Raw genomic sequence first — 12,288 nt, 5'->3', positions numbered from 1 at the left:
ACGCTTCCCTTCCCTTCCCTTCCCTTCCCTTCCCTTCCCTTCCCTTCCCCGAGATCGTCACGACCGCGCTCCGTGCCCGTCAACGGGCACGCGACACCGCCCGCGAAGCAGCAGGTGAGAACTGGCACGAGACCGGCCTCGTCTTCACCACCGCCAGCGGCCGGCCGGTCGAGCCGTCCAACTTCCGCCGCAGCTTCGCGAACGCCTGCGACAAGGCCGAAGTGCGCAGGGTCCACGTCCACGCCACCCGCAAGACCTGCGCATCCTTGCTCGTCGCCCTCGACGTACACCCCCGCGTGGCCATGCAGATCCTTCGCCACTCAAAGATCGCCGTGACCATGAACGTGTACAGCGAAGTCTCATCCGCAGACACGCGCAAGGCACTCAAAAAGCTCGGTGAGCAGTTGGAGTCGCAACGGAGTCCATCGTCACCGAAATTCAGCGAGGCCGTTCCCTACTCGGGAATGACCTCGCTACTTAGACGGAGTAGGTATTACCGTCATCGCCACCTGCTACTGAATGAGTCCTTGCATGTAGGCGACACGTCCGCTGATTGCGGCCGTGAGGTTATGAGTCGATACATCGGCGAGAGGCTCACCGAAGATGCCCTGGCCTTTCTCCGTGCTGATGAGGCAGGCTGCATCGTAGAGGCGTTCACGAACGAGGCGCTGGAATAGCAGCTGATAGCGAGTGGTGTAAGAGGAAGCGTTGAACTCTGGGTCGATGGGATAGAGAGGTTTGCCGCTGTCGCGCACGGGTTGGGTCGAACCCTCACAATGTTCCAGGACGAAGACGAATCCGAGCCATGGCCGTACGGTTCCGACCGCACCCGCCTCATACGCGCGCCATAGGTCGACTGCCGTTCCTATCGCTTCTTCTATTCGGTTGTTAGAGTTATTGCCGAAGGAGCCGGATTGAGATTTGCATTCGATGGCGGCGACCAGCATTTCCTTATAGGTCACCACAATGTCCCAATTCTTCGCCCGGCGATAGTAGCCTGGCAGCGGAATGATTCCGGTCCTACGAACCTTCGCACCCAGCTTCTCAAGCGGCGCGAACTGCTCAGCGATCAGATCTTGTAGGGCACCTAGGTGCTGGCCGCCAGTGACTTGTCCGCGTGTTCCAGCATCGATCTTGCCTGACTCCGCCTGTCTCTGGGCCTGAAGGTCACGCCCTGCCCAGAAGGCCCTGATCGCTGTGTCGTAGTCATCGAAGGTGGGGGTCACATAGATCAATCTGCCGCATGCGCGCCCCGAAGGAGGGAAAACGCCAGAACTTGCGCGGATACGGACAGAAGTGGCACCAGTGCAGGCCACCTTCACTCGGGCAGCTCCGCTAGACCATAGGCGCGTAGAGCAGCCTGCGTAGCTGCCTGAACGTCCCGACGCTCGAACGCATCCGCCAGCGCCTGACTAGTCTCCGCATCGATGTCGGCTGGATCGGGAACGCGGATCTTCCGCAGGTATTGAGCCTGGAACCGCAAGGTGCCTCCCCGCATCTTCACGGCATAGGCTTCGACGAAAGCCTCAGCGACCTTGGACAGCAGCAGTCCGCCAAGCACTCTCAGATCCCACACATCGGAGATCACGAAGTACAGGTTGTGGTGCGGGTAGTGCCCACCATCGTCCAGGACAGGATGGATCGTGAGCTTCATGTCCGGAAACAGCAGCTTAGGCCGAGCGGTGAGGCGGTGGTCGACCTTGTCGATGGTCTTATACCAGCGGTCTGGGTTGTTCTTGGCGATGTGTCGGCCGCGCAAGGCCTGGCTGTTCCGGCGGAAGTAGGAGCGCAGACGCGGGTAGTCATCGAGGTCGACAAGCTGACCAGCATCGTTCCAGGGGTCCACTAGGTAGCTGCCGCTCCATGTCAGCATTCCACTTCGAGTATCTCGGACCATAGCTAGCGGGAGAAGCCGGTCGGGTTCTACGAGATCGGACTGGTCTGTGATGAACACCTTATCTGCGCCAGTCGCTACGCCTATGCCGACCCGAGTTCCCGTAACTTGATCTTCGAGTGTGCGAAAGCGGTCGCTGAGCTGTTCAAGAATCGCTAGTCGTGCAGGGGATGCAGCAGGCCATGAATCCTCACCGGGAAACCAGTGCGGCAGCCGAGCGGCATGGTAATTTGACGCATCCACACGATCGCCTTCACCTCCCGTGCTCCATCCCAACAGTTCCGATGCCTGCTCTTGACCGAACCCCCGCCTGGTATCCGCAGCGATCGCCTTACCTTGAGGCCGATTACTAATGATGGTGATGGCTGGATAAGCCGAGACCTGATCGTGGAAGGCGTCCACATCATGCATGGTTAGTACGAAGTCCATACTGAAGCTGCGGCTCACCATCTGCCGTAGACCTCGCCCATATTGATTTCTCATCCACCGGTCAGCACAAATGAACCCGAGCTTGCCGCCTGGCTTAAGGCTCCGTAGTCCGAGCTCATAAAAACCGACATAGACATCCGCGCGGCCACCCATTGTCGAACACGTAGATCTATAAGCCGCCATCCTCTCGTCTGGAACATCCTCTAGTCGGATATACGGCGGGTTACCGACTACGAAATCTGCGTGCTGATGCTGACCCGGTGACGTAAGCAGGTAGTCGCCTTGTTGCACCCAACCGTGCACTACTTTCGCTACTTCATCGGTTGGCCAACCGTCGCCCTCTAGTTGCCGACATAGAAGACTGCGCGTGTGTGCGACATTTCGGCCTAGAAGATCGAATGCCTCTACTGCGTCCTGGGCATCCAGCAGTGATCGATTCGCCGCGCGGCAGGAGGCGGACAGGCGCTCTATGATCGGGCCAAGGAAGGCGCCCTCACCGCATGCAGGCTCACTGACTCGTAGGTTCCATAGCTCTCGGTCGGTTGTGTAACCCACAAGATCGAGAATCAGATCGACAACCCAGCGACGAGTGAACACCTCCCCATGTTCGACCGTCCCCTCGGCCGGCAGCGGCAGGGATGACGACCCGACATTGAACAACGCATCAGCAGCCACTTCAGCAAGATACAGGCCCATCGGCCACCTCTTCCGGACCTCCCCTGAGGTGACTGATTGGGCATGAGGTGAGTGAGCGGAGTGCCCCGGCCAACATGTGACGCGTCACATCCGATGGCGCAAGAGGCGGGTTGGGCTCTGTCTCGAACTGAGTCGCGGCCTACGTCGAGCCCAATGCGCCTCACAGGGCTACAGCTTTTCGGACCTTAGGAGTCCCGCGAGGGTTGGACGACGATCGGCGCCGTAGCTGTACTTAGCAGCTGTACAAGATCGAAAAGGCCACTTCCCGATCATAGGAAGTGGCCTTTCACCTGCGGTGGAGCCTAGGAGATTCGAACTCCTGACATCCTGCTTGCAAAGCAGGCGCTCTGCCAGCTGAGCTAAGGCCCCTTCAGACGAAGATAGCTTACCGGCCCGGCGTGCCCATCTGGTGCGGGGGCAGGTCGTCGCTGAGCACCAGGCTGGGGAAGTCGGCGATCGTGTCGAGGATGTGGGTGGCACCGCCCTTGAGGAGGCGTTCGCGGCTGTGGACGCCCGTCATGACGCCCGCCACGATCGAGGCGCCCGCGCGGCGGCCCGCAAGCATGTCGCTTTCGGAGTCGCCGATGACGGCGACCGCGCGTACGTCCTCGATGCCGAGCCGGAGCACGGCGTGCAGGATCATGTCGGGCCAGGGGCGGCCGCGGCCGCCGGCGTCCTCGGGGGAGATGGCGAGGTCGATCTTGTCGTCCCAGCCGAGCACGCTGAGGACGCGGCTCAGGGTGGTGCGGCTGAAGCCTGTGATGAGGGCGAGCCGGAGGCCGGAGCCGCGCAGCTTGTCCAGGACCTCGATGACTCCGGGCATGGGGACGAGGCCGGCCCGTTCCAGGGCGCCCTCGTAGGAGCGCTCGAAGGTCAGGTTGGCGGCCTGCGCCTGGGCTTCGTTGTCGGGGAAGATCCCACGGAAGACATCGATCTTGGGGCAGCCCCGGGACCGGTGCACGTGCACCATGGCACGCGCGTACGCTCCGGTCCCGGGGACGATGCCCTGTGTGGCTATCGCCTCGGCGAAGGCGCGCTCCACCATGGCGATGTCACCGACTGTTGTGCCTGCCAGGTCGAGGCACGCCAGCTGGATGGGGACGACGTCACTCATCGCCTCGCCAGGTCGGTTAGTTCTCGCTGCCGGTGGCCTCGGTCCAGAGATCGAGCTCGGCGCGGTCAGCCTGCACCTTGCGCCAGATCAGCAACCCCCCAAGGGCGACCAGCGCCAGAACAAGCAGCTTCTTCACGGTGTGACCCCACTTCTTCGACGGCCTCACCTGCCGGGGTGAGACCCAACGGTTGACATGCAGCCTAGCAAGGGTTCGCTGCGGTCCTTGTTTCGCGCACGAACCAGATGTACGGAATGTGCAAAGCATGGCAAGGCTGACGCAGGTGAGACCCGCCTTACCCGTCCATCTTGGACAACGATCTGATCATGCGGGGCAAGGCGCGCGGGGTTGTTCTCACGATTCAACAGCCTGGGACGACACCGGAGTGACGGCCATGCCGCGCCTAGCCCATCGTACGGCCGGCGGCATCGCCACGCCCGCCCCGAGGAACATCAGCCCCAGCACCAGCCACCCCACCGTCCCCCATCCCATGACCAGCGTGGTCAGCAGCGCGGGCCCCAGCATGCGGGCCATGGCCGTCCCCGTGCCGAAGAACCCCTGGTACTGCCCCTGCTTGTCGTCCGGAGCCAGGGTGAAGCTGATCTCCCAGGCTCCCGAGGCCAGGAGCAGCTCGCCCACCACCTGGAGCGCCACCCCGGCCAGCAGCACGGCGCCGGCCAGCCAGGGCGACGAGCCGGCCGACGACAGCGCGAACACCCCGCAGGCCGCCAGCATGACCAGCCCCGCCCGCCGTACCGAGGAGGAGGCGTCGGCGAGGCCGCGGACCCGGCGGGCGACGCGGACCTGGAACAGCACGACCCCCGCCGTGTTGAGCAGCAGGAGCGCGGACACCGTCCAGGTGGGGGCCGCGGTGCGCTGGGCGATCCACAGCGGGACGATCAGGCTGAGCATCGGCATGTACAGCAGCATGACCGTGTTGATCAGCGTGACCAGCGCGTACGGCCGGTCGCGCAGCACCGCCAGCCGGGGACCGGCGGTCACCGGCGCCGGCGGCACGGCGGGCAGCCGGAGCAGCACCAGGGCGGCGCCCAGGAAGCAGGCCGCGTCCACGGCCAGCACCGCCAGGTACGCCTCGCGGGAGTTCAGGTGCAGGGCCAGGCCGCCCAGCGCGGCTCCGACGGCGAGTCCCCCGTTCTGCGCCGACTGGAGCGCGGCCCGGACGCGGGTCCGGTGCGCGGGCTCGACCAGTCCGGCGAGCAGGGCCTGGCGGGCGGCGGACAGGCCGGTCTGCGCGGTCCCGTAGGCGCAGGCGACGAGGACGAACGGCGGGAACGACCGGACCAGGACGTACGAGGCGACCGCCGCGGCGGTGGCGAGGGCGAGCAGCACGGCGACGCCGCGCGGGCCGCGCCGGTCGGCCAGGTGGCCGAGCGGAACCCCGGCGAGCGCGCCGACGGCCCAGCCGAGCGTCAGCCCGACGCCGACCTGCGCGGACGACATGCCGACGACGCCGGTGAAGTACAGCGCCGAGGTGACGAGGTACGCGCCGTCGCCCGTCGAGGCCACGAGCTGGGCGGCGGTCAGGGTCCTGAGGTCGTTTCCCACCGGTCAGCCCTTGTACGACTCGGGGGTCATGCGGGTGGCCACGCCCATGCGGTTCCAGGCGTTGATCGTGGCCACGGCCACCACCAGGGCCGCGAGCTGCCGCTCGTCGAAGTGCCTGGCCGCCTCGTCCCAGATCTCGTCGGTGACGTCGTGCGTGGACAGGCGGGTGGCGGCCTCGGTGAGGGCGAGCGCGGCCCGTTCCTGGTCGGTGAAGAAGGGCGCCTCGCGCCACACGGCGACGGCGTGCAGCCGGGCGTCGCTCTCCCCCGCCTGCTTGGCGTCGGAGCTGTGCATGTCCACGCAGTACACGCATCCGTTGATCTGGCTGGCCCGCAGCCGGACGAGCTCCAGCAGCGGCGCGGGCAGGGTGCTGTCCTTGACGAATCGGTCGAGTCCGGCCATCGCGCGGTACGCCTCTCCGGCGAGGGCACCGACGTTTATGCGTTCTGTCATGACACCGAGCCTAGGGAGCGGCTTGTCCCGGTGTAAGCTCCAATTTCCGGTGAACTGATTGGGCCAAGCATGGACGTCCACGTGACGCTGACCGGCCGGGGTGACCTGGCCGCACAGGTCTACCGGCAGCTGCTGGAGGCGATCCTCGACGGCCGGCTGCGGTCGGGTGAGCGGCTGCCGCCGACGCGGGAGCTGGCGCGGCGCCTGGAGATCTCGCGCAACACCGTCGCGGTGGCCTACGACCGGCTCGTCGCCGACGGGTTCCTCGTGGGGCGGGCGGGGGCGGGCACGTTCGTGTCGGCGGAGCCGGTGCGGGGGCGCGCCGCGCCGCGGGGCGTGGTGCGGCCGCGTGCCCTGTGGCGGTCGATGCCGCCCGCCGCGGCACCCGTGTCCCCGGCCCGGTACGACTTCCGGGCCGGTGTGCCGGATCCCCGGCTGTTCCCGATGGAGAGCTGGCGCAGGCTGGTGGCCAGGGAGCTGCGCGTGAGCGCCTTCACGGCCGGCTACGGCGACCCGGCGGGGCATGAGGGGCTCAGGGAGGCGATCTCCCGGCACGTCGGCGTCAGCCGTTCCGTACGGGCCGGCGCGGACGACGTGCTCATCACCAGCGGTGCGCAGCAGGCGCTCGACCTCGTCGGGCGGGTCCTGATCGAGCCGGGCGCGTGCGTGGCGGTGGAGGAGCCGGGGTACCCGCCGGCCCGGCTGCTGTTCCGCTCGCTCGGCGCGCGGGTCGTGGGCGTGCCGGTGGACGGCGAGGGCATCGACGTGTCCGCCATCCCGGGCGGGGTCCGGCTCGTGTACGTGACGCCGTCCCACCAGTTCCCGCTGGGCACGCCGATGTCGCTGGCGCGGCGGGCGGCGCTGCTGGCGTGGGCGGAACGGCGCCGGGCCGTGGTGATCGAGGACGACTACGACAGCGAGTTCCGCTTCGGGGATCGCCCTCTGGAGCCGCTGCAGAGCCTGGACCGTGCCGGCCGGGTGGTGTACGTGGGCTCGTTCTCCAAGACGCTGCTCCCGGCGCTGCGGCTGGGCTTCCTGGTCGCGCCGGCTTCACTGGCGCCCGCGCTGCGCGCGGCCAAGCAGCTCACCGACTGGCACGGCTCGCTGCCGACACAGGCCGCGCTGGCCCGGTTCATCGACGAGGGGCTGCTGGCCCGGCACATCAGGAAGGCGACCCGCGAGTACGCGGCCCGGCGCGCGCTGATCACCGCCGCGCTGGAGCGCGACGAGCGGCTGCGCGTGGTGCCGTCGGTCGCGGGCCTGCACCTCTGCGCCCGGCTGGCCCCGGGCGTGTCCGTACGGCCGGCGCCCGGGCTGGCCGTGGAGCGGCTCGACGCGTACTGCGGCGAGACCCCGGCGCTGCCCGGGCTGGTGCTCGGCTACGGCGCGATCCGGCAGCCGGACCTCCCCGCGGGTCTTCGCCTCCTCGACGAGTCCCTGCGCTAGAACTCAGGGCTAGAAGTGCTTGCGGGTCCAGAAGCGTCTGGCCCGCTCCCCCGTCAGCTCCGGGTCGTCCGGCGGCGACGGCTGCTGCACGATGACGACCGTCGTCCTGGCGTGCCGCGCGCAGTACATGCTGGTGGACGGCAGGAGCATGCGGCTGAGCAGGCCGCGCCGGCTGCGCCCGAGCACCAGCAGGTCGCCCTCGCGGGCCAGGTCCACGAGGTGGTAGCCGGGGTCGCCGACCCGGCCGACGACGGCCGTGGTGAGGTCCTCGGGCATTCCGCCCGCCACATCCTCGAACACCCCCCCGACGACCTCGGCGCAGCGCGCCTCCTCCCCGGACCGCAGCGCCTGCTGCACCGGCAGCGCCTCGGGGAACGGGTGGACCGGCGCCCGGCTGACGTGCACGGCGACCAGGGTCATCCGGTGCAGCCGGGCGGCCCCGATGGCCCAGGCCAGGGCCCAGCGCGAGGCCGGGGTCTCGTCGATCCCCACGATCAGCCTCGGCCCACCGGGCAGGTCATGATCCACGGCACCCTCCTCGAAGGGGTACTCGACCATATTGCTCCTTGCCGCTGGTTACCTGAAGGTGGCACTTTGCGAACTGCGGAGTCCCTCGCTGCCCCGGGGCGTAGCGTGCGGGGGCGGAATGACGGCAAGTCCCTTCGCGAGAGGTCAGATGAGTGCGAGCAGCCCTTCGAACAGGGTCTCGCGCTCGTGGCCGGTGAGCGCGGCGTACGGCTGGGCGGCGCGCCGGTTGGTGTCCTCCTCGATCCGGTCACGCAGCGGACCGCAGCCCAGCTCGACGACCGTGTCCGCCGTCAGCCCGGCGGCGTGCCAGGCGGCGGCGTGGGCGTCGGCCCGGTGGTAGCGCAGCGCGGCGACGCGGTTGAACAGCAGCAGGCCGGGCGGCGTCCCCTCGGGCTCGTACGGCGGCGCCATCACCGCGAACGCGCCACCCGGCTCGGCCTCGGCCCGCGCCATGACCTCGCCCAGCAGGGCGGCCACGGCCGGCACGTCGTAGGCGTCCCAGAGGCGGCGGGTGGCGGCGGCGTGGACCTCGTACAGGCCGCGGAGGTAGGACCGACCGGCGTCGGTGAGCCGCAGGAGGCCGTCGGCGTCCTCGGCCAGCGTGCCCTGGCGGAGCTGGGCCGCGATCTCGGCGTCCAGCTCGGCGGCGGTGCCGTACCGGTAGACGACGGACAGGTCGCGGCGGGTGAGCGGGCGCGCGGGGAGCACGTACCGCAGGTCGATGAGGAGGCCGGGGGTCAGGCCGCACGCCTCGGCGTGGTCGTCGCGCTGCCGGCGGGCCGCGGCGTGGACGTTGACGTGGACCGCGTTGACGACGGGGGCCATGGTGGCCGCGAAAGCCGACAAGTCCGCATTAATCGGCTCATGATGCATGTGCTCATGATTTGTCAGCTCATGGAGCATCGGCTCTTCGCGCATCGGCTCATGATGTATCGGCATCGGCCGCCATTATGCCCGGGTAGGTCCTTGTGTAGGAGGGTCTTGACCGGGCAATGTCGCCCCTTGAACGTGCGGATCACCGGGCGTGGGGTGCGCGTGGGATGATCCCGTCTGTGTCTCCCGCCTCGGTTCCGTTCCGGCTCGTGCGTGCCGCGGTGTTCGCCGTGGTGTGTGTCGGGCTGGGCTGGGGGGCGCACGCGTTCGGCGGGGGAAGCGTGGCTCCGGGCATGGTGGCCGGGGCGCTGGGCGGGGTGTTCGCGGCGGCGTGTCCGCTGTCCGGGCGTGAGCGGGCGGCGCGGGCGATCCTGCCGCTGCTCGGCGGGGCGCAGGCCGTGCTGCACGTGGTGTTCTCGCTGGCCCATGCCGCCTCGCCGGTCGAGATGCCGGCGGACGCCCACGCGGGGCTGGTGCCGGGGCTCGGCATGCTCGTCGCGCACGGGTGGGCGACGCTGCTGACCGGGCTGTGGCTGGCCCGGGGCGAGGCGTTGTTCTGGGCGTTGCTGCGCCGGCTGGCGGTGCGGCTGCTGCTCGTGCGGCTGCCCGTGTTCTGGACGCCGTTCGTCATGGTTCGTACGGCCCGGCCGGTGGTGTTGCGCGGGGCCGTGCTGCGGTACGCGGTGAGCCGGCGGGGTCCGCCGATGGTTGTCGATTTGTTCTGACATCTCCCCTCTTTTCGACAACCGCAGCTGGGACGTGCGCATGTTCGGCATGCCCGTACCCGGGTGGAGAAAGGCGTTTCCCATGTTCTCCCGTCATGTTCTGGTGCTCGTCACCGCCGTCTGCGTGCTGACCGCGTGTGGTGGCCAGGAGGCCACCGAGTCCACCACCGGCGCCGCCCGGACGAGCCCTACCGCCGGCACCGCCGCCGACAAGACCGCCGTCCTCACCATCACCGACCCGTGGGTCAAGACCACGAAGAAGGGGATGACGGCCGCGTTCGGCACCCTGGTCAACCCGACCGGCGCCGACATCACCATCGTCGCCGGCAGCACGCCCCTGTCGAAGAAGGTGGAGCTGCACGAGGTCGTGGAGTCCGGCGGCAAGATGATCATGCGGCCGAAGGAGGGCGGCATCGTGGTGCCCGCGGGCGGCACGCACGAGCTGCGGCCCGGCGGTGACCACATCATGCTCATGGACGTCACCGAAGAGGTGAAGCCGGGCGTGCGGGTGCCGTTCACGCTCACGGTGAAGGGCGGCTCGCCGCTGGAGTTCACGGCCGTCGGCAAGGACTTCGCCGGCGGCAAGGAGGACTACCAGCCGGGGACGGGGCACTGATGGGCGCCGCGATCAGCCGCCGGAGGCTGCTGGCGGGCGGGGTCGCGCTCCCGGTGGTGGCCGGGGGAGCCACGGCCGTACCTGTGAGAGCCGCACCAGCCGTCCCGGGAACGGGCGACGGGGTGGAGCCGTTCCACGGCGAGCACCAGGCCGGCGTCGCGACGACCCCGCAGGCGCACGCCGTCTTCCTCGGGCTCGACCTGCTGCCCGGCACCGGCAAGGAGGCGATCGTCCGGCTGATGCAGCTCCTCACCGACGACGCCCGCCGGCTCACCCAGGGACGGCCGGCCCTCGCCGACACCGAGCCCGAACTGGCCGTCGCCCCCGCCCGGATGACGATCACGTTCGGGTTCGGGCCGGGCCTGTTCGCGGCGGCGGGCGTGACGTCGCCGGTGCGGGAGCTGCCCGCGTTCGAGACCGACGAGCTGGAGGACCGGTGGAGCGGCGGCGACCTGCTCGTGCAGGTCTGCGCCGACGACCCGATGACGGTGGCGCACGCGCTGCGGATGATCGTCAAGGACGCGCGGGCCTTCGCGCGGGTGCGGTGGAGCCAGCGCGGCTTCCGGCGCGCCGCGGGCACGCAGGCGGCCGGCACGACGCAGCGCAACCTCATGGGCCAGCTCGACGGCACGGTCAACCCCTCGGACCTCGACCGGTCCGTGTGGATCGGCGACGGGCCCGAGGGGATGCGCGGCGGTACGACGATGGTGCTGCGCCGGATCCGGATGAGGCTTGAGAAGTGGGACGCGGCGGACCGGTCGGCGCGGGAGTTCGCGATCGGCCGCCGGCTCGACACGGGCGCCCCGCTCACCGGCCAGGCCGAGCGGGACGAGCCCGACTTCAACCGGCTCAACCAGCTCGGGTTCCCGGTCATCCCGGAGTTCGCGCACATCAGGCGGGCCCGGGCCACCGAGCCGGGGCAGCGGATCCTGCGACGGCCCTACAACTACGACGAGGCGGTGGGTCGCGACGGGGCCTCGGAGTCGGGGTTGATCTTCGTGTCGTACCAGGCGGACATCGACCGGCAGTTCGTGCCCGTGCAGCGGCGGGTGGCGGAGGGCGACCTGCTGAACGCGTGGGTCACGCCGATCGGCTCGGCGGTCTTCGCGATCCCGCCCGGCTGCGCGCCGGACGGGTGGGTCGGCGACCGCCTGCTCGCCGCCTGACCTGCCGTGCCCGCCCGGGTCCCGGCCGCTCGCGGCCGCGGACCCGGGTCAGGCGAACGTGCTGCCCGGCAGGCACGACGGCGGCCGGTCGGACGGCGGCCAGACGTAGGGCAGGTCGTCCGGCTCGGGGCCGAAGAGGGGGACGTAGAAGGCGGGATCCTTGCGCAGCAGGGCCGAGCGGTGGCTGAGGTGCAGGGCGGCGTCGCCGAGCCACGGCGGCAGCTCGCCGTGCGTCTCCAGGTCCGGCTGGGCGCGCACCACGCGGTGGCCGCAGTGCTGGGCCACCTCACGGGTGATCGTGCCGGCGCAGGTGTCCTGGCGGCCGAGGTCGCACCACCGGCCGCACACCTCCAGGCCGTACCTGGCCAGAGCCTCCTCGTAGCCGGCCCACATGCGCACCGCCGGGTGGTGGCGCCAGCCGTACCCGGGGACGGTGAGGGCGCGCAGGATCTGCAGGGCCTCGACCCGCTGCTTCCCGAGGCGCCGGGGGTCGAGGACCTCGGCGCACCCCGCGAAGTCGGGATAAGGGAGGAATGTCTGCATGGGCCGTCCTCCTTCTCGGGCACCCCACCTTTCTCCGGCACCCCTACCCCGTGGGCGCCACCAGACCGGCCACCGCGAGCGCCGTCTCCGGGTGGCGGGCCAGCAGGGCGACGGCCTCGGCGTGCGCGGCCGGCTCCTCCGTCAGCCAGCCGCCCTCGCAGCCGAGGAGCGACGCCACCGCGTCGCACGCGCCCGGGTGGGCGCGCAGGAGCTCGGCGACCGGCCCGCCGGCCACGGCCAC

Annotated in this window: 14 protein-coding genes, 1 tRNA gene and 1 pseudogene; 5 read left to right on the top strand and 11 right to left on the bottom strand. The window is 69.4% G+C overall.

The genetic code is table 11. The features are described 5' to 3' along the window. Positions 1–53 precede the first annotated feature (53 nt). Positions 54–350 (top strand): annotated as a pseudogene (locus ABZS51_RS27435) (tyrosine-type recombinase/integrase); the annotation flags it as partial. 162 nt (positions 351–512) lie between these two features. Here ABZS51_RS27435 and ABZS51_RS27430 read toward each other — a convergent pair. From ABZS51_RS27430 to ABZS51_RS27400, 7 genes are all read right to left on the bottom strand, one after another. After that, positions 513–1,226 (bottom strand): PaeR7I family type II restriction endonuclease, encoded by a 714-nt coding sequence (locus ABZS51_RS27430; RefSeq protein WP_355446632.1) that lies wholly within the window; start codon positions 1,224–1,226, stop codon positions 513–515. Between the two features lie 92 nt (positions 1,227–1,318). After that, positions 1,319–3,019 carry an Eco57I restriction-modification methylase domain-containing protein gene (locus tag ABZS51_RS27425; protein ID WP_355446629.1) on the bottom strand — a complete coding sequence of 567 codons (1,701 nt, stop codon included), beginning with the start codon at positions 3,017–3,019 and terminating at the stop codon, positions 1,319–1,321. Positions 3,020–3,315: 296 nt separating this feature from the next. Continuing rightward, positions 3,316–3,388, bottom strand: a tRNA-Ala gene (locus tag ABZS51_RS27420). A 16-nt stretch (positions 3,389–3,404) separates the two neighbouring features. Continuing rightward, positions 3,405–4,133, bottom strand: coding sequence for an HAD-IA family hydrolase (locus ABZS51_RS27415; RefSeq protein WP_355446626.1), 729 nt, complete (start codon positions 4,131–4,133; stop codon positions 3,405–3,407). A gap of 16 nt (positions 4,134–4,149) precedes the next feature. Continuing rightward, positions 4,150–4,269 (bottom strand): DLW-39 family protein, encoded by a 120-nt coding sequence (locus tag ABZS51_RS27410; protein ID WP_013130296.1) that lies wholly within the window; start codon positions 4,267–4,269, stop codon positions 4,150–4,152. A 216-nt stretch (positions 4,270–4,485) separates the two neighbouring features. After that, positions 4,486–5,697 carry an MFS transporter gene (locus ABZS51_RS27405; RefSeq protein ID WP_355446624.1) on the bottom strand — a complete coding sequence of 404 codons (1,212 nt, stop codon included), beginning with the start codon at positions 5,695–5,697 and terminating at the stop codon, positions 4,486–4,488. A gap of 3 nt (positions 5,698–5,700) precedes the next feature. Continuing rightward, complete coding sequence (locus ABZS51_RS27400; RefSeq protein WP_355446622.1) at positions 5,701–6,150, bottom strand: carboxymuconolactone decarboxylase family protein; 450 nt, start codon at positions 6,148–6,150, stop codon at positions 5,701–5,703. Between the two features lie 69 nt (positions 6,151–6,219). On the opposite strand from ABZS51_RS27400, the gene ABZS51_RS27395 reads away from it, so the two are divergent. After that, on the top strand, positions 6,220–7,596 hold the full coding sequence (locus ABZS51_RS27395) for a PLP-dependent aminotransferase family protein (RefSeq protein WP_355446619.1): 1,377 nt from the start codon (positions 6,220–6,222) through the stop codon (positions 7,594–7,596). A gap of 9 nt (positions 7,597–7,605) precedes the next feature. On the opposite strand, the gene ABZS51_RS27390 is transcribed toward ABZS51_RS27395, so the two are convergent. Continuing rightward, on the bottom strand, positions 7,606–8,154 hold the full coding sequence (locus ABZS51_RS27390) for a universal stress protein (RefSeq protein WP_310707714.1): 549 nt from the start codon (positions 8,152–8,154) through the stop codon (positions 7,606–7,608). A gap of 114 nt (positions 8,155–8,268) precedes the next feature. Further along, on the bottom strand, positions 8,269–8,970 hold the full coding sequence (locus ABZS51_RS27385; RefSeq protein WP_355446616.1) for a hypothetical protein: 702 nt from the start codon (positions 8,968–8,970) through the stop codon (positions 8,269–8,271). A 206-nt stretch (positions 8,971–9,176) separates the two neighbouring features. On the opposite strand from ABZS51_RS27385, the gene ABZS51_RS27380 reads away from it, so the two are divergent. From ABZS51_RS27380 to ABZS51_RS27370, 3 genes are all read left to right on the top strand, one after another. Beyond that, positions 9,177–9,722: an MFS transporter gene (locus ABZS51_RS27380; RefSeq protein WP_355446613.1), complete on the top strand. Its 546-nt coding sequence runs from the start codon at positions 9,177–9,179 to the stop codon at positions 9,720–9,722. Positions 9,723–9,804: 82 nt separating this feature from the next. After that, the gene (locus ABZS51_RS27375) at positions 9,805–10,338 is read left to right on the top strand and encodes a copper chaperone PCu(A)C (RefSeq protein ID WP_355446610.1); all 534 of its coding nucleotides are present in this window, start codon (positions 9,805–9,807) and stop codon (positions 10,336–10,338) included. Continuing rightward, positions 10,338–11,504, top strand: coding sequence for a Dyp-type peroxidase (locus tag ABZS51_RS27370; RefSeq protein WP_355446607.1), 1,167 nt, complete (start codon positions 10,338–10,340; stop codon positions 11,502–11,504). Before ABZS51_RS27375 ends, ABZS51_RS27370 begins: the two co-directional genes overlap by 1 nt. Before the next feature lie 48 nt (positions 11,505–11,552). Here the strand turns inward: ABZS51_RS27370 and ABZS51_RS27365 are convergent, their stop codons facing one another. Both ABZS51_RS27365 and ABZS51_RS27360 read right to left on the bottom strand, forming a co-directional pair. Next, positions 11,553–12,047: an MSMEG_6728 family protein gene (locus ABZS51_RS27365; RefSeq protein ID WP_355446604.1), complete on the bottom strand. Its 495-nt coding sequence runs from the start codon at positions 12,045–12,047 to the stop codon at positions 11,553–11,555. Positions 12,048–12,090: 43 nt separating this feature from the next. After that, positions 12,091–12,288: hypothetical protein (locus tag ABZS51_RS27360; RefSeq protein WP_355446601.1), on the bottom strand; the 198-nt coding region annotated here is incomplete at its 5' end.

It is taken from the genome of Nonomuraea sp. NPDC005501 (genome assembly GCF_040605905.1).
In the GTDB taxonomy this organism is placed as follows: Bacteria; Actinomycetota; Actinomycetes; order Streptosporangiales; family Streptosporangiaceae; genus Nonomuraea.
Note: the sequence above shows the minus strand (reverse complement) of the source record. Positions and strands in the feature narration are given on the sequence as shown.